Source organism: Pseudomonas sp. GW821-FHT09C10 (assembly GCF_059418085.1).
In genome coordinates, this window is sequence record NZ_JBWKPE010000009.1 from 278,715 (window position 1) to 296,000 (window position 17,286).

14 protein-coding genes are annotated in these 17,286 nt (G+C 64.9%); 1 reads left to right on the top strand and 13 read right to left on the bottom strand.

The window, feature by feature from the left end; all coding sequences use genetic code 11:
* Nucleotides 1-44 precede the first annotated feature (44 nt).
* Nucleotides 45-1,337, bottom strand: a complete 1,293-nt coding sequence (gene gabT, locus AC07OT_RS18955) for a 4-aminobutyrate--2-oxoglutarate transaminase (RefSeq protein ID WP_065926966.1) — start codon at nucleotides 1,335-1,337, stop codon at nucleotides 45-47.
* A gap of 194 nt (nucleotides 1,338-1,531) precedes the next feature.
* Here gabT and AC07OT_RS18960 point away from each other — a divergent pair, with 194 nt between their 5' ends.
* Nucleotides 1,532-2,458, top strand: coding sequence for a 2-hydroxyacid dehydrogenase (locus tag AC07OT_RS18960; protein WP_495108770.1), 927 nt, complete (start codon nucleotides 1,532-1,534; stop codon nucleotides 2,456-2,458).
* A 180-nt stretch (nucleotides 2,459-2,638) separates the two neighbouring features.
* On the opposite strand, the gene AC07OT_RS18965 is transcribed toward AC07OT_RS18960, so the two are convergent.
* The 12 genes from AC07OT_RS18965 to AC07OT_RS19020 all read right to left on the bottom strand — a co-directional run bounded on the left by AC07OT_RS18965 (nucleotide 2,639) and on the right by AC07OT_RS19020 (nucleotide 16,684).
* Nucleotides 2,639-3,730, bottom strand: coding sequence for a tartrate dehydrogenase (locus AC07OT_RS18965; protein ID WP_495108760.1), 1,092 nt, complete (start codon nucleotides 3,728-3,730; stop codon nucleotides 2,639-2,641).
* A 20-nt stretch (nucleotides 3,731-3,750) separates the two neighbouring features.
* A complete protein-coding gene (locus AC07OT_RS18970) occupies nucleotides 3,751-5,211 on the bottom strand; it encodes an NAD-dependent succinate-semialdehyde dehydrogenase (RefSeq protein ID WP_495108761.1) in 1,461 nt (486 codons plus the stop codon).
* A gap of 117 nt (nucleotides 5,212-5,328) precedes the next feature.
* Nucleotides 5,329-6,486, bottom strand: a complete 1,158-nt coding sequence (gene argE, locus AC07OT_RS18975) for an acetylornithine deacetylase (protein ID WP_495108762.1) — start codon at nucleotides 6,484-6,486, stop codon at nucleotides 5,329-5,331.
* Entirely contained in the window at nucleotides 6,483-7,637 is a 1,155-nt protein-coding gene (locus tag AC07OT_RS18980; protein ID WP_115486990.1) for an NAD(P)/FAD-dependent oxidoreductase, read from the bottom strand. The genes argE and AC07OT_RS18980 overlap by 4 nt, the downstream gene beginning before the upstream one ends.
* Nucleotides 7,634-9,013, bottom strand: a complete 1,380-nt coding sequence (locus AC07OT_RS18985) for an FAD/NAD(P)-dependent oxidoreductase (RefSeq protein ID WP_495108763.1) — start codon at nucleotides 9,011-9,013, stop codon at nucleotides 7,634-7,636. The genes AC07OT_RS18980 and AC07OT_RS18985 overlap by 4 nt, the downstream gene beginning before the upstream one ends.
* A complete protein-coding gene (locus AC07OT_RS18990) occupies nucleotides 8,995-9,303 on the bottom strand; it encodes a (2Fe-2S)-binding protein (protein ID WP_065940275.1) in 309 nt (102 codons plus the stop codon). Before AC07OT_RS18990 ends, AC07OT_RS18985 begins: the two co-directional genes overlap by 19 nt.
* The gene (locus AC07OT_RS18995) at nucleotides 9,300-11,141 is read right to left on the bottom strand and encodes an ABC transporter ATP-binding protein (protein ID WP_495108764.1); all 1,842 of its coding nucleotides are present in this window, start codon (nucleotides 11,139-11,141) and stop codon (nucleotides 9,300-9,302) included. Before AC07OT_RS18995 ends, AC07OT_RS18990 begins: the two co-directional genes overlap by 4 nt.
* 1 nt (nucleotide 11,142) lies before the next feature.
* Nucleotides 11,143-12,018 (bottom strand): ABC transporter permease, encoded by an 876-nt coding sequence (locus tag AC07OT_RS19000; RefSeq protein ID WP_027607459.1) that lies wholly within the window; start codon nucleotides 12,016-12,018, stop codon nucleotides 11,143-11,145.
* Nucleotides 12,015-12,971, bottom strand: a complete 957-nt coding sequence (locus AC07OT_RS19005; RefSeq protein ID WP_065940278.1) for an ABC transporter permease — start codon at nucleotides 12,969-12,971, stop codon at nucleotides 12,015-12,017. Before AC07OT_RS19005 ends, AC07OT_RS19000 begins: the two co-directional genes overlap by 4 nt.
* A gap of 13 nt (nucleotides 12,972-12,984) precedes the next feature.
* Nucleotides 12,985-14,622: an ABC transporter substrate-binding protein gene (locus tag AC07OT_RS19010; RefSeq protein WP_495108765.1), complete on the bottom strand. Its 1,638-nt coding sequence runs from the start codon at nucleotides 14,620-14,622 to the stop codon at nucleotides 12,985-12,987.
* A gap of 95 nt (nucleotides 14,623-14,717) precedes the next feature.
* Nucleotides 14,718-15,992: an NAD(P)/FAD-dependent oxidoreductase gene (locus tag AC07OT_RS19015; protein ID WP_495108766.1), complete on the bottom strand. Its 1,275-nt coding sequence runs from the start codon at nucleotides 15,990-15,992 to the stop codon at nucleotides 14,718-14,720.
* Nucleotides 15,993-16,015: 23 nt separating this feature from the next.
* The gene (locus AC07OT_RS19020) at nucleotides 16,016-16,684 is read right to left on the bottom strand and encodes a haloacid dehalogenase type II (RefSeq protein WP_495108767.1); all 669 of its coding nucleotides are present in this window, start codon (nucleotides 16,682-16,684) and stop codon (nucleotides 16,016-16,018) included.
* Nucleotides 16,685-17,286 lie beyond the last annotated feature (602 nt).

The following is a 17,286-nucleotide window of genomic DNA, read 5'->3' on the forward strand; positions in this document are numbered from 1 at the left end:
GGTCAAGCCTCCAATGCCGCAGTTGGCCCGTAGCGGGCACAGCCTCAGTTCAAGACCCGTGCCAAGGCGCCGTCGAGGATTTCCAGCGCTTCGTCGACCTGGGCTTCGCTGGTCACCAACGGCGCGAGGAAGCGCAGCACATTGCGATGTACCCCGCACTTGATCACCAGCAAACCACCGGCCCGGGCTGCATCGATCAGGCGTTGATTGAGGTCGGCATCCGGGGTGCGGGCCGGGTCATCCTTGATCAACTCCATCGCCAACATAAAGCCGGTGCCGCGCACATCGCCGATGCGCGAGTAGCGCGCCTGCAAATCGAGCAACCCCTGGCGCAGGCGCTCGCCCAGCACTTGGCTGCGTGCCAGCAATTGCTCTTGCTCGAACGCGTCGATCACCGCCAGCGCCGCCGCACAGGCCAGCGCATTACCACCGTAGGTGCCGCCCAGCCCGCCGGGCAGCGGTGCATCCATGATGTGCGCCTTGCCGACCACGCCGGACAACGGCAAGCCGCCGGCCAGGCTCTTGGCCACGGTCACCAGGTCGGGCTGGATGCCCGCGTGCTGGAAACCGAACCAGGTGCCGGTGCGACCGAAGCCGGTCTGGATTTCGTCGAGGATCAACACGATGCCATGCTTGTCGGCCAACGCTCGCAGCGCCTGGAGAAACTCAGGGGGTGCGGTGAGGAAACCGCCATCGCCCTGCACCGGTTCGATGATGATCGCGGCCACCCGCTCCGGCGCTACCTGGGTCGCCAGCAACTCATCCAGCGCCTTGAGCGCGATGTCGCTGGTCACGCCGCGATAAGCGTTCGGGTACGGGGTGTGGAACACCTCCGGCGCAAACGGCCCGAAGTTCTGCTTGTAGGGTTGGCTCATGCCGGTGAGCGTGGTGCCCAGCAACGTGCGCCCGTGGAAACCGCCACGGAAGGCAATGACCGCCGAGCGATTGGTATGGGCGCGGGCGATCTTCACCGCATTTTCCACCGCCTCGGCGCCGGAGGTGAAAAACGCCGCTTTATAGGCTTCCTGGCCGCCGATCATTTCACACAGGCGCTGGGCCAGGTCGAGGTAAGGCTGGTAGGCCACCACCTGGAAGCAGGCATGGGAAACCTTCTGCAACTGAGCCTGCACGGCGGCGACCACCTTGGGGTGGTTATGGCCGATGTTGAGCACGCCGATACCGCCGACGAAGTCCAGGTAACGCTTGCCATCCACGTCCCACAATTCGGCGCCCTGGGCGCGGTCGATCACCAGCGGGTGCGCGGTCACCAGGCCACGGGGCACGAACTGCTCGCGCTGACGGAGCAAATGAGGGGTTTCGTCGACTTTGCTATTCATGGCATTTCCCATCGTGAGTCCGGCAACCGGAAGGTGGTTGCGATGCAGTCCAGAGTACGGCCTGCGGGCAACCAACTACGCCGAACTTGCCCCGTGAGAAATTCGGATCAACTGTTTTCGCCCCGCGTTTCAACAGATCCTGCGCCGGGCTTTGGGCGATGATGATGCTTCCGTTTATCCAGCAGGAAATGCCCATGGCCTTGCTCTACAAAGCTGACCCGGTGCGCGGCCGACACTGGCAGGCACTCTTTGCCCAACACGCGCCGGACATCGAATGGCGCACCTGGCCCGACCTCGGCAACCCCGCCGAGGTCGACTACCTGGCCGCCTGGCAGGCACCGGAAGATCTGGCCCGCGTGCTGCCCAACCTGAAGGTGTTGTTCGCCTTGTCGGCCGGTGTCGATCAGTTGGACCTTGATCGCCTGCCTGCGGGCCTGCCGGTGGTGCGCCTGCTGGACCCGGGCATCACCCGCGGCATGTGCGAGTACGCCAGCTGGGCGGTGCTCAGCCTGCACCGCGACATGTTGCGCTACCGCCAGCAGCAGGTGGCGCGCTGCTGGCAGGCGCACCTGCTGCAGCCGGCTGCGAACCGGCGCGTGGGCGTGATGGGGTTGGGTGCCCAGGCCAAGCAGATCCTGGCGACCTTGACACCGCTGGGCTTTGCCCTGTCCGGCTGGGCGCGCAGTGCGCACCAGGTGCCGGGGGTTGAGTGTTATGCGGGGGAAGCGCAACTGCCGGCGTTTCTCAGCCAGTGCGATATTTTGCTGTGCGTGTTGCCGTTGACGGAGCAGACCCAGGGAATTCTGGACCGGCGCTTGTTTGCGCAACTGCCACGGGGGGCGGGGTTGGTGAATATGGGCCGTGGGGGGCACCTGGTTGAAGAGGATTTGCTCGAGGCGTTGGAGAGTGGGCAGTTGGGTGGGGCGGTGCTGGATGTGCTGCGGGAAGAGCCGGCGGCACCGGAGCATCCGTTCTGGGGGCATCCGCAGGTGTTGTTGACGCCGCATATTGCGGCGATGACCCAGCCGGAGAGTGCGTTTGCGGTGTTGCTGGAGAATATTCGGCGGTTTGAGCGGGGGGAGGAGATGGTGGGTGAGGTGGATCGGTTGCGGGGGTATTGAGTACCTATTCGGTTCCAAGGCAGTCGGTTCCAAGGCCGTCGGTTCCAAGGCCGCAAGAGCAGGCCAAGGTTTACCTGATACATGCAGATCAAACGGTGGAAGGGGGCTTGCCCCCTCCCACATTTTTAACCCAGTACACCAGGCAGAACGCCGATCGGCTATAAGGCCGCCGCGCGTTGATCAATTCGCCTCAGCCAACCGACTCGCAATGGCCAATCCCACATCCTGAGTCGATCCCCGGCCCCCCAGATCCGGCGTGACCACCCCTTCTGCAATCACCGCCTCAATCGCCCGCAATATCCCATCATGCGCCGCACGATACCGCCCTTCCCCATTGCCCAAAAAGTCCAGCATCAATGCCCCCGACCAGATCATCGCAATCGGATTGGCAATGTTCCGCCCATAGATATCCGGCGCCGACCCATGCACCGGCTCGAACAATGACGGAAACCGCCGCTCCGGATCCAGGTTCGCCGACGGCGCGATCCCGATGGTCCCCGCACACGCCGGCCCCAGGTCCGACAGAATGTCGCCAAACAGATTCGAGGCCACCACCACATCAAACCGGTCCGGCTGCAACACAAACCGCGCACACAAAATATCGATGTGCTGCTTGTCCCACGTCACCTCGGGATAGTTCGCCGCCATCAACGCCGTGCGCTCATCCCAGTAAGGCATGCTGATGGAAATCCCATTGGACTTCGTCGCCGCCGTCAGCTTCTTACGCGGGCGGGTCTTGGCCAGGTCGAAGGCAAACTTGAGAATGCGATCAACCCCACGTCGTGTGAACACCGATTCCTGCAGCACGAATTCATGCTCGGTACCTTCGAACATCTTGCCGCCCACCGAGGAGTATTCGCCCTCGGTGTTTTCGCGGATCACCACAAAGTCGATGTCCCCCGGCGCGCGCCCGGCCAACGGGCACGGCACGCCGGGGAACAGGCGCACCGGACGGATGTTCACGTATTGGTCGAAGTCGCGGCGGAACTTGAGCAGCGAGCCCCACAGGGAAATATGGTCCGGGACTTTGTCCGGCCAGCCCACGGCGCCGAAGTAGATCGCGTCAAAGCCCTTGAGCTGCTCGAACCAGTCCTCGGGCATCATCTGCCCGTGCTCCAGGTAGTAATCGCAGTGGGCCCAGTCGAGCACTTCGATGCTCAGGTCCAGGTGCCAGATCCTGGCGGCCTGCTCCAGTACCCGCAGCCCTTCGGGCAAGACTTCCTTGCCGATGCCATCGCCGGCAATCGCGGCGATTCTGAATGCCTTGCTCATGGTGCATGCCTCGCAAAAATTCAGTTCAAGCCGCCGATATGGAAGGCTTTGACTTCAAGGTATTCGTCCAGACCGTACTTGCTGCCCTCGCGTCCCAGTCCCGATTGCTTGATGCCGCCGAACGGCGCGACCTCCATCGAGATGATCCCGGTGTTGAGCCCGACCATGCCGAACTCCAGGGCCTCGCCAAAACGCCAGGAGCGCTGCAGGTCCTGGGTGAAATAGTAGGCGCCCAGGCCGTACGGGGTGGCGTTGGCCAGGGCGAGGGCCTGGGCTTCGTCGGTAAAGCGCATCAGCGGTGCCACCGGGCCGAAGGTTTCTTCATTGGCCAGCAACATCCCGGCGTGGGTATCGCCGAGTACCGTGGGCTGCACGAACTGGCTGTCGCCGCCGGGGACGGCGCCGCACAGCAGCCGGGCGCCCTGGCTCAGGGCATCGTCGATATGCCGCGCGACTTTGTTCACCGCTGCGGGGTTGATCAGCGGGCCGATAGTCACGCCGTCGTCCAGGCCGTTGCCGACCTTGAGCTTGCCCACCTCTTCCACCAGCCGCGCCGCGAAACGCGCGTAGATACCGTCCTGCACCAGGATACGGTTGGCGCAAACGCAGGTTTGCCCGGCGTTGCGAAACTTGCTGAGCATCACCCCGGCCACCGCCTGCTCCAGGTCGGCATCGTCGAACACGATAAACGGCGCATTGCCGCCCAGTTCCAAACTCAAGCGCTTGATGTGCTCGGCGCTCTGGCGCATCAACAGGCGGCCGACCGCGGTGGAACCGGTAAAGGAAATCTTGCGCACCGCCGGGTTGCCGGTCAGCTCTTCGCCAATGCCGGCGGGTAAGCCGGTGATCACATTGAACACCCCGGCCGGAATGCCCACGCGCTCGGCCAGCACCGCCAGGGCCAGGGCCGACAGCGGCGTGAGGTCCGAGGGTTTGACGATGATCGGGCAACCGGCGGCCAGCGCCGGTGCGCATTTGCGCGTGATCATCGCGTTGGGGAAATTCCACGGGGTGATGGCGGCGCATACGCCCACCGGTTGCTTGAGGGTCAGCAAACGCCGATCACCGCTGGGCGCGGGCATGGTTTCGCCGTAGACCCGGCGCGCTTCCTCGGCGAACCATTTGACGAAACCGGCACCGTAGCGCACTTCGCCACGGGCCTCGTTCAGCGGTTTGCCCTGCTCGCAGGTCATGATCAGCGCCAGGTCATTGAGGTTGTCGATCATCGCCTGGTACCAGCGCTCCAGCAGCGCCGCGCGTTCGGCGGCCGGGCGGGCGCGCCAGGCAGGCCAGGCACGCTCGGCGGCTTCGATGGCGCGGCGGGTGTCCACCGCGTCCATGGCCGGCACCTGGGCAATCAAGTGGCCGGTGGCCGGGTCGCGGATGTCCAGGGTGGCGCCGCTGTCGGCAGCGATCCACTGGCCATCTACGTAGGCGAGTTCAGCCAGCAGGCTGGGGTCTTGCAAGCGATTCTTGAGCATGGTCGAGTCCTGATCCGAGACACGCTCCAGTCTAGGGAGGTACCGCAAACGAGGATGCCGAAAGCGCGGTTAAAGCAGCGTGGCGTGCTGAAATTGCGCCCAGGACGGCAGGCTCTGCTAGGCCGTCAGCGAACCGAGCAAGCCTTGCAAAAAGCGCTCGCCGGCGTCCATCTGGCTGATCTCGATAAACTCGTCGGGCTTGTGCGCCTGCTCGATGGAGCCCGGCCCGCACACCACCACCGGCACGTCCAGACGCTGCTTGAACAGGCCGCCTTCGGTGCCGAACGAGACCTTGGAAGTGCCGGTGCCCGGCGCGGCGAATTGCTTGAGAAAGCGCACCGCCTCGACGCTGGGATGGGTGTCGAGGCCAGGATAGACGTTGATCGTTTCGATCTCGATGGCCGCCACGCTGGACAGCTTCTGCGCCTCACGCACGATCACCTCGGCGCGCTCGCGCATCTGCTCCAGGAACGCGTCCAGGTCGTCGGCCGGCAGGTTGCGCACTTCGAAGTCCAGGGTGCACAGGTTGGGCACGATATTCAGCGCCTTGCCGCCGATAATCTGGCCGACATGCACGGTGCTGTAGGGCACGTCATAGTCGTTGTCCTGGGCGCCATGGCGTTGCAACTGCTGCTGACTGTCACGCAGGGCGGCGATAAAGTCGCAGGCCACGTGGATGGCGTTGACCGAGCGCGGCGCCAGGGATGAATGCGCCTCCTGGCCTCGGCAGTACGTGCGGTAGGAGCCCTTGCCCTTGTGGCCGAGGACAAACTGCATGTTGGTCGGCTCACCGATCACACACAGAAACGGCCGCACCGGCGCCAGGTGCAGCACGTCGAGCAAGCGCCGCACGCCGACGCAGCCGATTTCTTCGTCATGGGACAGGGCCAGTTGCAGCGGGCGGTTCAACGTGTGGTCGGCGGCATCCAGCATGGCGTCGATGGCCAGGGCGATAAAGCCCTTCATGTCGCAGCTGCCGCGCCCATAAATGCGCCCGTCCTGCACGGTGGCGGCAAAGGCGGGAAAGGTCCAGGCCTGCCCCGCCGCCGGCACCACGTCGGTGTGCCCGGACAGCAGCACGCCGGGCTGTTCCCTGGGCCCGGTGCTGGCGAACAGGTTGGCTTTCTTGCCGCTGGGGTCCTTGACGATCAGCGAGTCGATGCCCTTGCTCAGCAGCAGGTCGCGCACATACTCGATCAAGGCCATGTTCGACGCCGATGACACGGTGTCGAAGGCCATCAGCTGTTTCAGAATCGCCAATACGCGGGGTTTCATGAGGCCTGGCTCCGTTGCTCGGCAGATGGGGCGAACCGGGTGATGGAGAACGGCTCGATCGGGGTGCTGGTGCTGCCGGTGGCAAGCAGTTCGGCCATCACATCGCCGACGCCCGGGCCCAGCTGGAAACCGTGGCCGCAGAACCCGAAGGCATAGAACAGCCCGTCGACCGTACCGCTGGGGCCCATCACCGGCAGCGAGTCCGGCAGGTAGCCTTCGATGCCGCTCCACACGCGGATGATGTTCAGGTTGCCGACGCCCGGCAGCAGGCGGCGCATCTGGCTGACCTGGTTGAGGATGCTGCGCGGTTCCACGTAGGCGCGGCGGTTGAGCATATCCGGCTTGCTGCGGTAGCCGCCGCCGATGACGATATTGCCCCGGGGAATCTGGCGGAAGTAGATCACCTCTTCGGGCACCTTGGTGTACACGCCGATCACCGTGGGCAAGGCATAAGGCACCGGCTCGGTGACGGCCATTTGCGGGCCGTGGGTGTCCAGCGGCACCGGTTCGCCGAACTGCGCCGAGAGCTTCTGGCCCCAGGCGCCGGCGGTGATCAACAGTTGCGCGGCGTGGAACTGGCGGCCGTCGGTGGTGGTGACCTGGAAGTCGGCGCCGACCTTCTGCACCTCGGCCACTTCGGTGCGTTCTTCGATCTGCGCGCCCAGGCGCCGGGCGGCGCGGGCAAACGCCGGTGCGGCCAGGCGCGGGTTGGCATGGCCGTCGTGGGGCGCATAGGAGCCGCCCTTGACGTCCGGGCCGAGGAAGCCGAAGCGTTGATGCAGTTCGGCGCCGCGATAAATCTTCAGGTCCAGTTGTTGCGCTTCCGGTGCGGCGGCATAGGCCTCCAGCTCGGCGATTTCATCTTCGCGGTAACACACGCGCATATGCCCGCTGGGGATGAATTCCAGGTCGTCGTCGATCAGTTCCGGCAGGCGCTTCCACAGCGCCCAGGAGCGATTAGCCAAGGCCAGCTGGCCGAGGAAACGCCCTTGCCGGCGCACATTGCCGAAGTTCACACCACTGGCGTACTGGCCGATCTGGTCGCGCTCCAGCAGGATTACCGACTGCCCGCGACGGCGCAGAAAAAACGCGGTCGCCGAGCCCATCAGCCCCCCGCCGACAATCACCACATCGGCTTTTTGCACGCTCATGACGAGACCTCCTCGGTGATCAGCATCGACAACGGTTTGACCGGCGCCTGGCCGCGCTGGCGCCCGACCGCCTGCACCGGCACGCCGGCAGCGGCGGCGATCACTTCGGCCCCGGCCTGGGAGCAATAACGCCCCTGGCAACGGCCCATGCCCACGCGGCTGAACGCCTTGGCGCGATTGACTTCGCAGGCGCCCTTCTCCTTCACCGTGCGCCGTAACTCGCCGGCGCTGATCATCTCGCAGCGGCACACGATGGCGCTGTCCGGCAACGCCTTGGCCTGTTCGCTCGGCCACGGGAACGCCTGGGCCAGGCCCAGGCGGAATTGCTCCATCACCGCCAGGGCCTGCTGTTGCTCATCCCGCAGGCCGGTGTCCACCGGGTGTTGCAGGTCTTCCAGCAGCGCCAGCGCCACCAGGCGCCCGGCATGCTCGGCGGCATCGGCGCCGCGAATTTTCGCACCGTCGCCGGCCGCGTAGACGCCCTTGACCGAGGTGCGCCCGGCGTCATCCGTGGCCAGCCACCATTGGCTCGATGCCTCATCGAACGCCATGCGACAGCCGGCCAGGTCACCCAGCTGGGTTTCCGGGCGCAGGTGGTAACCCAGCGCAACGGCATCGGCCTGCACCGTGACGGCCTGCCCGTTGCCAGTGGTAAAGCGCACACCGCTCACGCCGTTGGCCGCGTCGCCCATCACTTGCAGCGGCTTGACCCCGAGGTGCACCGCCACCTTGGCGCGGTACAGTTGCGCCAATAGCTTGATCCCCGTGAACAGCACGCCAGGCCGCGCCAGCAGTTTGGGCAAGGCTTTCAGGCGCAGGCTCAAGGCTGAGGTGTCGAGCACCGCCGCCACGTCGGCGCCGGCCTTCACGTACTGGCTGGCGACCAGGTACAGCAACGGCCCGCTGCCCATGAACACCACGCGATGGCCGATGGACACGGCCTGGTTTTTCAACGCGATCTGCGCCCCGCCCAGGCTGTAGGTGCCCGCCAGTTGCCAGCCCTCGATGGGCATCAGGCGGTCGGTGGCGCCGGTGCAGAGGATCAGTGCGTCGTAATCCACCGTGGTGTGGCGGCCCTGGCTCACGCAGCACAGTTGCCCTGGCGTGAGGTTCCACACCAGGGTGTCGGGGCGGTAGTCGATGGCGTCGCGCAGGCGGTCGAAACTCTGGTGCAGCGCCTGGGCCTTGGCGGCCTCGCTGCCGTACAGGGTCGCGTAGTCGCGGGTGAAGCCTTCTGGCTGACGCCGATAGATCTGGCCCCCGTCGCGGCGGTTTTCATCGATCAGGATCGGTTTGATCCCGGCCGCCAGCAGGGTTTCGGCGCAGCGCACCCCGGCCGGTCCGGCGCCCACAATAACTACCCGTGCAGTGGCCATGTCGCCTCCGGTTGTGTGGTAACGATATCCAGCCCGTCACGGACTTCATTGGAGCAGGCGCGCAGGCGTTCGCCGCTGCGGGTCCACACCCAGCAATCCTGGCACGCGCCCATCAGGCAGAAACCGGCGCGGCGGCCGCTGTCGAATTCCGACTGGCGCAGCGCGTTGCCCTGGGTCAGCAGCGCGACCATCAAGGTGTCGCCCTGCAGGGCTTGGACGGCGGCGCCATCCACGGTCAGGCTGACCGTCGGCCGGCCCTGTTCGGCCAGCCTCACAAAACGCGCGTTCATGCATAGGCTCCCACAGTGAGGGTGTTGACGCCCTGCTGGGTATCCAGCAAATGGGCGCTGTCGTGGTGGCAAAGGATTTCACCACCGTCGTCAAGGCGGCGGCGCGGCGGCGCGGTGCGGTTGCACAGGCCGTCGACGCGCACCGGGCAGCGATTGAGGAAGGTGCACAGCTGCGGCCCATTGGCCCGCTCGCCGAGCGCCGGCAGCGTGTCGCCTGCAGTACCGCAGGTTTCCAGCCAGCCCTGGCGCAACTCGGGCACCGAGTGAATCAACAGGTCGGTGTAAGGATGGAACGGCGGCTCGGCAAACGCCTGGCGACTGCCGGCCTGGACCTTGCGGCCGCTGTACATCACCACGATGTCATCGCACAGCGCGCGCACGGTGGAAATGTCATGGCTGATAAACAGGTACGACACCCCCAGCTGCTGGCGCAGGTCGCGCAGCAGTTCGAGAATCGCCGCACCCACCACGGTGTCGAGGGCCGAGGTCACTTCGTCGCAGAGGATCAGGTCGGGCTTGGCCGCCAGCGCGCGGGCCAGGTTGACCCGCTGCTTTTGCCCGCCGGACAGCTCATTCGGGCGCCGTTCGGCGAGGTCCCGGGGCAGGCGCACCAGGTCGAGCAGTTCGCCGATCCGGGTTTGCAGCGCCGTGCCTTTGAGGCCGAAATACATTTTCAACGGTCGACCGATGATGGCCGCCACGCTGTGCATGGGGTTGAGCGCGGTGTCGGCGTTCTGGAACACCATCTGGATCCGGCGGAATTGCTCCGGGGTGCGCTCGGCGAGGCTGCCGCCCAAGGGTTGCCCGTCGAAAGCCAGGCCGCCGAGGGCCGGGGTCAACAACCCCGCCACCACCCGGGCCAGGGTGGATTTACCCGAGCCCGACTCGCCGATCACGCCGATGGCCTGGCCACGGCGCACGGTGAGGTCGATGTCTTCAAGGACCCGAATCGACGGCATGCCATGCAGGTTCTTGTTGCCGTAGCCAGCGGTGAGGCCGGTGATGGTCAGCAGCGGAACCTCCCCGGCGACGCCGCAGGGCGGGCGAATGGTGGTGTCGGGCCGTGCGGCGGCCAGCAGGCTGCGGGTGTAGGCGTGGGCCGGGGCGTTAAGCAACGGTGCGGTGGCGCTTTGCTCGAGGATCTGACCACCGTTGAGCACCACGATCTGGTCGGCCATTTGCGCCACCACCGCCAGGTCGTGGGACACGTACACCGCCGTGGCACCGCGCTCGCGCACCACGCGTTTGAAGGCGCGCAGCACGTCGATCTGGGTGGTCACGTCCAGGGCGGTGGTCGGCTCGTCGAGCACCACCAGCAGCGGTTCACTGATCAGCGCCATCGCCGCCATCACCCGTTGCAGCTGCCCGCCGGAGACCTGGTGCGGGTAGCGTTGGCCGATGCGTTCCGGGCCTGGCAGCGCCAGGTCGCGGAACAGGCCGATAGCCTTGGCGTACAGCTCGGCGCGCGTGCCCAGGCCGTGGATCAGTGCGCCTTCGATGACCTGGTCGATGAGTCTTTTCGCCGGGTTGAACGCGGCGGCGGCGCTTTGCGCGATATAGGACACACGGTTGCCGCGCAGGCCTTGCAGTTGGTGTTCGCCCAGGGCGAGCATGTCGTGCTCGCCGACCTGCACCACGCCGCCGGACAAGCGACAGCCGCGCCGTGCATACCCCAGCAAGGCCAGGGCGATGGTGGTCTTGCCCGAGCCGGACTCACCGATCAACGCCAGCACTTCACCTTGTTTCAGGGCAAAGCTCACGCCCTTGACGATTTCCACCTCGCCGCGCTCGCCACAGGCGACCACGCGCAGGTCTTCGACACGAATCAATTCAGTCATTTCAATGGCCTCCCGTGCGTCGACTGCGTCGCGAGGACAGATAGTCGATCAGCAGATTCACGCCGATGGTCAGCGTGCCGATGGCCAGCGCCGGAAGGATGATGGCCAGCGCGCCCTGGTTAAGGCCGCCGATGTTTTCCCGCACCAGCGAGCCGAGGTCGGCGTCCGGCGGTTGCACGCCCAGGCCAAGAAAACTCATGCCGCTGAGCAACAGCACGATGTAACCGAAACGCAGGCCCAGGTCGGTCAGGACCGGGTTGAGCATGTTCGGCAGGATCTCCACGCACGCCACGTACAGCCGGCGCTCGCCACGGGTACGCGCGACCTGCACGTACTCCAGGGCTTCAATGTTGACCGCCATGCTGCGGGCGACGCGGAAGGAGCCGGGGATATAACTGATCACGGCCGTACAGATCAGCAATGTCACCGATGAGCCAAACGCCGAGACCATGATCAGCGCGAGCATTTTGCTCGGGATCGAAATAAAGGCGTCCATGATGCGGCTGATGATTTCGTCCAGCCACTTGGGCGAGACCACCGACAACAGCGCGCAGCCGGTGCCGAAGGTGCTGGCCAGCAACGCCGCCACCAGCGCCAGCCCGACAGTAAAGCGCGCGCCCACCAGCACCCGGCTGAGCATGTCACGGCCCAGGTAATCGGTGCCGAATGGATGCGCGAGGCTGAAGCCTTCGAAGATGTTATCGGACACCACCTCCCCCACCGGGTGAGGTGCCAGCCAAGGACCCAGCAGCGCCACCAGCAGCCAGGCGACACACACCACGCCGCCCAGCAGCCCCAGCCACGACGGGCCGCTGGACACCTTGGCGAGTGCCAGGGCGGAGGAGACAGGCTTGGATTTCGCAATGAGGTTGTTCATTGGTTTCTCAGCCTCGGATTGGACAGGATCGCGCACAGGTCGGCGAGCAGCACCAGGCCCAGGTACGCCGCGCAGAACAACATGGTGCACGCCTGCACCAGCGCCATGTCGCGGTTGGTCACGGCATCGACCATCAAACTGGCAATGCCGGGGTAGTTGAAAATGGTTTCGACGATCACCACCCCGCCCAACAGATACGACAGGCTCAGGGCAATGGCATTGGCAATCGGCCCGATCGCATTGGGCAAGGCATGGCGCAGCACGATGCGGATCGGGCTGACGCCTTTGAGGCGGGCCATTTCCACATAGGGACTGTCGAGCTGGTCGATCACGGCGGCGCGGGTCATGCGCGCCATTTGCGCAACGATCACGCAGCACAGCGTCATCACCGGCAAGGCATAGGTGCGCAGAAATTGCAGCGGTGAACTGATGTCGCTGGCATACGAGAGCGCCGACAACCAACCAAGGTTGACCGCAAAGATCAGCACCGCCAGGGTCGCCACCAGGAATTCCGGCACCGCGACCATCGCCAGGGTGACAAAGCTCAGGCAGCTGTCGATGCGCCCGCCCCGGCCCATCGCCGAGCCGATGCCGAGCACCAGCGCCACCGGCACCGAGACCAGCGCCGTGGCGCCCGCCAGCATCAGGGTGTTGGGCACCCGGCCCGCCATCAGCTCACCGACCGGCATGGCGTTGGAGACCGATACGCCCATGTCGCCGCTGAGCAGGCTCATCAACCAGTGCAGGTACCGCAACACACCGGGCTGGTCCAACCCCAGTTTCAGGCGCAGGGCCGCCACCTGTTCAGGCGTCGCGAACTGGCCCAGGGATTGTTGCGCCGCGTCCCCCGGCAGTACCGCCGTGATCGCGAACACGACCATGGACACGATCAACAAGGTCAAGGCCCCGGCGCCGAAGCGCCGGCCGATCAACCACAGTGTATTGCTATTCATCCCACCACCCTCCTCAAGCGTCCAACCACACCTGCTCGGCAAACATGTAGCCCATGAAACCGCCCAGTGGGTTGCTGTCGTAGCCTTTGATGCGCTGGTCGACGCCGTCGATATTGCTGATGAACACCGGCACGCCGATGCCGCAGTGGTCGTGCACCAGGGTCTGCATGTCGCCATACATCTTGGCGCGCTTGGCGTCGTCGGTTTCGCCACGGGCCAGCATCAGCAACTGGTCGAACTGATCGTTCTGCCAGCCGGACTCGTTCCACGGCGCCTTGGACTGGAAGAACTGCGAGAACATCACGTCGGCATTCGGCCGGGGGTTGATGTTGCCGAAGCTCAGCGGGTGCTTCATCCAGTGGTTGGACCAGTAGCCGTCGCTCGGCAGGCGGTTCACGTCGAGCTTGAGCCCGGCCTGCTTGGCCGACTGCTGCAACAGCACGGCGATGTCCACCGAGCCGGTGGCGGCAGGCGAGGCCATCACGGGCATGGTGATGCTTTCCATGCCGGCTTTCTTCAGCAGGAACCTGGCTTTTTCCGGGTCGTAGACCGTCTGCGGCAAGTCGGTGTTGAAGTAGCGCGAACCCGGCGCAATCGGGTGGTCGTTGCCCACCACCGCAAAGCCACGGAAGACGGCGGACTTGACCTGCTCGCGGTCCAACAGCAGTTTCATGGCCTGGGTGAATTCCGGGCTTTTGCCGGGCAGTTGGTCCTGGCGAATGATCAGGTCAGTGTAGTTGCCCGACGGTGCGTCGACCACGCGATGCTTGGCGCTGGCCTTGATGCGCGTGGTGGAGCGCGGGTTGACCTCGTTGATCATGTGCACGTCGCCCGACAGCAGTGCATTGACCCGCGATGGCTCGTCGGCAATCGCAATGAACTCGATCTCGTCGAGGTACGGCAGGCCCGGTTTCCAGTAGTTCTTGTTGCGCACCGCAATCGAACGCACGCCGGGCTTGAACTCGCCCACGGTGAACGGTCCGGTGCCGATGCCTTTACTGAAGTCGCTGGTGCCCTCGGGGACGATCAACAGGTGTGACACCGCGAGGATCGACGGCAATTCGGCGTTGGCCGCGCTGAGGCGGATCTGCACTTCGTTCGGCCCGCTGGCCTTGATCTCGGCGAACTGCTCCATCAGCGGCATGACCTTGGAACCGGTCAGCGGGTCTTTGTGGCGATTCAGGGAGAACACCACGTCGGCGGCGGTCAGGGCCTTGCCGTTGTGGAAGGTCACGTCCTTGCGCAGGGTAATGGTCCAGACGGTGGCGTCGGTGTTGTCGATGCGCTCGGCCAGTTCCAGTTGCGGCACCAGGTGCTTATCGAAGCGGGTCAGGCCGTTGTAGAACATGTAGTGGCGCACATAGTCGGTGGACAGCGCGCCCTTGGCCGGGTCGAGGGTATCGGCGGTGGAGCTGGACATGCCGGCCACGCGGATCTTGCCGCCTGGCTTGCCTTTGCCGGCCACGGCGGCCTCGTCGGCGAACAGCTTGCCGGCGGCGCCGAACAGGCTGCCGGCACCGGCGGCGGCGACACCGGCCACACCGAGCATTTGCAAGGCGTTGCGGCGCGACATGCCACGGTTGAGACGTTCGAACACCCGCAGGCTGTCCTGGCCGGAGATGAGTTCGGGGGTGTTTTTGTTGTCAGTCATAGCAAGGCTACCTGTCGATAATCGGAAGAATCGAGTGCTCACGGATGTCCGGAGCGTCCTGGAAACACAAACGACGGTGACGCAACAACGGCAACTCAGTGCAAATAGTCCTGGAAGCGGTAGTAAGCCCCCACGAACGGCAGGAACCACGGTTTGCCGAAATGCCCGGGAATCGCCGGCCATTCCAGTTCGCGCCAGGGGTTGGCGGCGGTATTGCCGGCCATCACCTCGGCCATCACCTGGCCCATGTGCACCGACATCTGCACGCCATGGCCGCTGTAGCCCATGGAGTGGAACACGCCGCCATGCTGGCCGGCGCGGGGCAGGCGGTCGGACGTCATGTCCACCAGGCCACCCCAGCAGTAGTCGATCTTCACGGGCGCCAACTGCGGGAACATGTTCAGCATCGCCGCTTGCAGTACCTTGCCGCTCTTGGCGTCGGAGACGCTGTCGGACATGGCAAACCGCGCACGCCCGCCAAACAGCAGGCGGTTGTCCGGGGTCAGGCGAAAGTAGTTGCCGATCATGCGGCTGGTCACATAGGCGCGATGTTGCGGCAGCAACTGGTCGATCAGCGTCTGGGACAAGACTTCGGTGGCGATGACAAAACTGCCCACCGGCACAATGCGCCGGCGGTACCAGCCGAGGTCGCCATGCTGGCAGGCGCCGGTGGCCAGCAGCACTTGCCCGGCGTGCAGCGAGCCCTTGGCGGTGTTGACCTGGTAGCCGCCGGCCTGGGCCTGCCAATCCTTGACCTGGGTGTGCTCGTAAATCATCGCGCCGCGCCGCACCGCCGCTTCGGCCAGGCCGACCCCGAAGCGGCCGACGTGCATCTGCACGCCGTTGCGCTGCAGCAGGCCGCCATGAAACTGCGCCGAATTGACCTCAGCACGGGTCTGTTCGGCACTGAGCAGCTCGACCTCGGCATCCACCTCCTGGCGGATCAGCTCGCAGGTGCGCGCCAGGCCTTCGTAGTGCATCGGCTTGGCCGCCAGCTTGAGCTTGCCGTTGCGCACCAGGTCGCAGGTGATCCCTTCCTGCTCGACCAGTGACACCACCGTCTGCACGGCACTTTCATAGGCCTGGTAATAGGCGCGCGCCTTAGCGGCACCGAGGCTGGCGTGCAGCCCGGCGTAATCCTGGGCCACCCCGGTGTTGCACTGCCCACCGTTGCGCCCCGAGGCCTCGCCGATCACCCGCCCGGCGTCGAGCACCACCACACTGGCGCCCTTGAGCGCCAGCGCCCGCGCCGCCGCCAGGCCGGTGAACCCACCGCCGACCACAGCCACATCGACCTGCTTGGGCAAGCCGCCCAGCTGGGCACCGGTAAACGCCGGTGCGGTGTCGAGCCAATAGGATTCGCTGCCCATGTCTTGCCCTCAGAGGTGTGCGATTACAGACCGACCAGCGCCGGCAGCCCACCGATGTCGGTGATCTGCTGGTAACCGTAGAACGCGTTGCCCGGCACTTCGTGGCCACGGTCAACGAAGGCCTTGTTTTTGATCTTCATGTCATGGGCCGGCATCAGGTCGTAACGGAAGCTGGACGACACATGCAAGATGTCTTCCGGGCCGCAGCCGAGGTTGTCGAGCATGAATTCAAACGCGGCCAGCCGCGGCTTGTAGGCCTGGGCCTGCTCGGCGGTGAACACCTTGTGGAACGGCGCGCCGAGCTTGTCGACGTTGGACATGATCTGGCTGTCGCTGGCATTGGAGAAGATCACCAGGGGAATCTTGTCGGCAATTTTCGACAGCCCGGCCGGCACGTCCGCATGGGGGCCCCAGGTCGGCACGGCGTCGTAATACAGCTGGCCTTCCTCGCGATAGTCGATACCCCAGCGCTTGCAGGTACGGGCCAGGGCGGTCTTGAGGATTTCATCGTACGGGCGCCAGTCGCCCATGACCTGGTCGAGGCGGTAGGCCGAGAAATCCTTGACGAACTGGTCCATCTGCTCGGGCGTGATGCGATCGGCGAACAGCTCGCGGGTCATGGTGCCCATATGGAAGTTGGTCAGCGTACCGTAGCAGTCGAACGTAATGAATTTGGGACGAAGAAAGCTCATTGAGTGCGGTCCTGGAGTTCGTTGAGTGTGACAAGCGTTCGCTGCCCTGGCGGCGCGTTGGCCTCGTTGCAGCACAGGTTCATTACACCACTGTGAAATCAGCATATGCCGTCTAAAAAGACCTGCGCTCAATACAAACCACCGTTTTGGTGGCCAGGCTCAGCAGACTTTGCGGTGCGCGCCAGGCTTGGGCAGGGCCAGTGTTTGTGCGCTTTTAGGGGGCTTTTCGGGGTGCAGAGGCTTAAGCACGGGGGTGGGGGCGGCAGAAAGTGTGGCGGGTTGAACGGTGGGAGGGAGCTGGGTTCCGTGGCGGCCTTCGGGCCGACCATGTCGTTGGGTTTGACCGAGTACATATCCGTTGCTGCGGTAACGGCGGCTATGGGTTCCGCCCTTACGGCGGGTCACTTTTGGAAAAGAGCCCCAAAAGTAACCAAAAGGGCTCTTGCCCCACCACTCGGTACCTCGCCTAGGCTCGGTATGCCCGAACGCAGGCTGAGGTCTGCCTGCTGGATGGAGATCCAAATGTGGGAGGGGGCTTGCCCCCGATAAAGGTGAGTCAGTCAACCCAAGTATCACTGACCCACCTCTATCGGGGGCAAGCC

Coding starts and splice junctions, on each gene's coding strand:
- AC07OT_RS18965 (WP_495108760.1), bottom strand. CDS start 3,730: ATGAGCAAGGCATTCAGAATCGCCGCGATTGCCGGCGATGGCATCGGC.
- AC07OT_RS18980 (WP_115486990.1), bottom strand. CDS start 7,637: ATGAGCGTGCAAAAAGCCGATGTGGTGATTGTCGGCGGGGGGCTGATG.
- AC07OT_RS18970 (WP_495108761.1), bottom strand. CDS start 5,211: ATGCTCAAGAATCGCTTGCAAGACCCCAGCCTGCTGGCTGAACTCGCC.
- AC07OT_RS19000 (WP_027607459.1), bottom strand. CDS start 12,018: ATGAACAACCTCATTGCGAAATCCAAGCCTGTCTCCTCCGCCCTGGCA.
- AC07OT_RS19005 (WP_065940278.1), bottom strand. CDS start 12,971: ATGAATAGCAATACACTGTGGTTGATCGGCCGGCGCTTCGGCGCCGGG.
- gabT (WP_065926966.1), bottom strand. CDS start 1,337: ATGAATAGCAAAGTCGACGAAACCCCTCATTTGCTCCGTCAGCGCGAG.
- AC07OT_RS18960 (WP_495108770.1), top strand. CDS start 1,532: ATGGCCTTGCTCTACAAAGCTGACCCGGTGCGCGGCCGACACTGGCAG.
- AC07OT_RS19010 (WP_495108765.1), bottom strand. CDS start 14,622: ATGACTGACAACAAAAACACCCCCGAACTCATCTCCGGCCAGGACAGC.
- AC07OT_RS18995 (WP_495108764.1), bottom strand. CDS start 11,141: ATGACTGAATTGATTCGTGTCGAAGACCTGCGCGTGGTCGCCTGTGGC.
- AC07OT_RS18990 (WP_065940275.1), bottom strand. CDS start 9,303: ATGAACGCGCGTTTTGTGAGGCTGGCCGAACAGGGCCGGCCGACGGTC.
- argE (WP_495108762.1), bottom strand. CDS start 6,486: ATGAAACCCCGCGTATTGGCGATTCTGAAACAGCTGATGGCCTTCGAC.
- AC07OT_RS19020 (WP_495108767.1), bottom strand. CDS start 16,684: ATGAGCTTTCTTCGTCCCAAATTCATTACGTTCGACTGCTACGGTACG.
- AC07OT_RS19015 (WP_495108766.1), bottom strand. CDS start 15,992: ATGGGCAGCGAATCCTATTGGCTCGACACCGCACCGGCGTTTACCGGT.
- AC07OT_RS18985 (WP_495108763.1), bottom strand. CDS start 9,013: ATGGCCACTGCACGGGTAGTTATTGTGGGCGCCGGACCGGCCGGGGTG.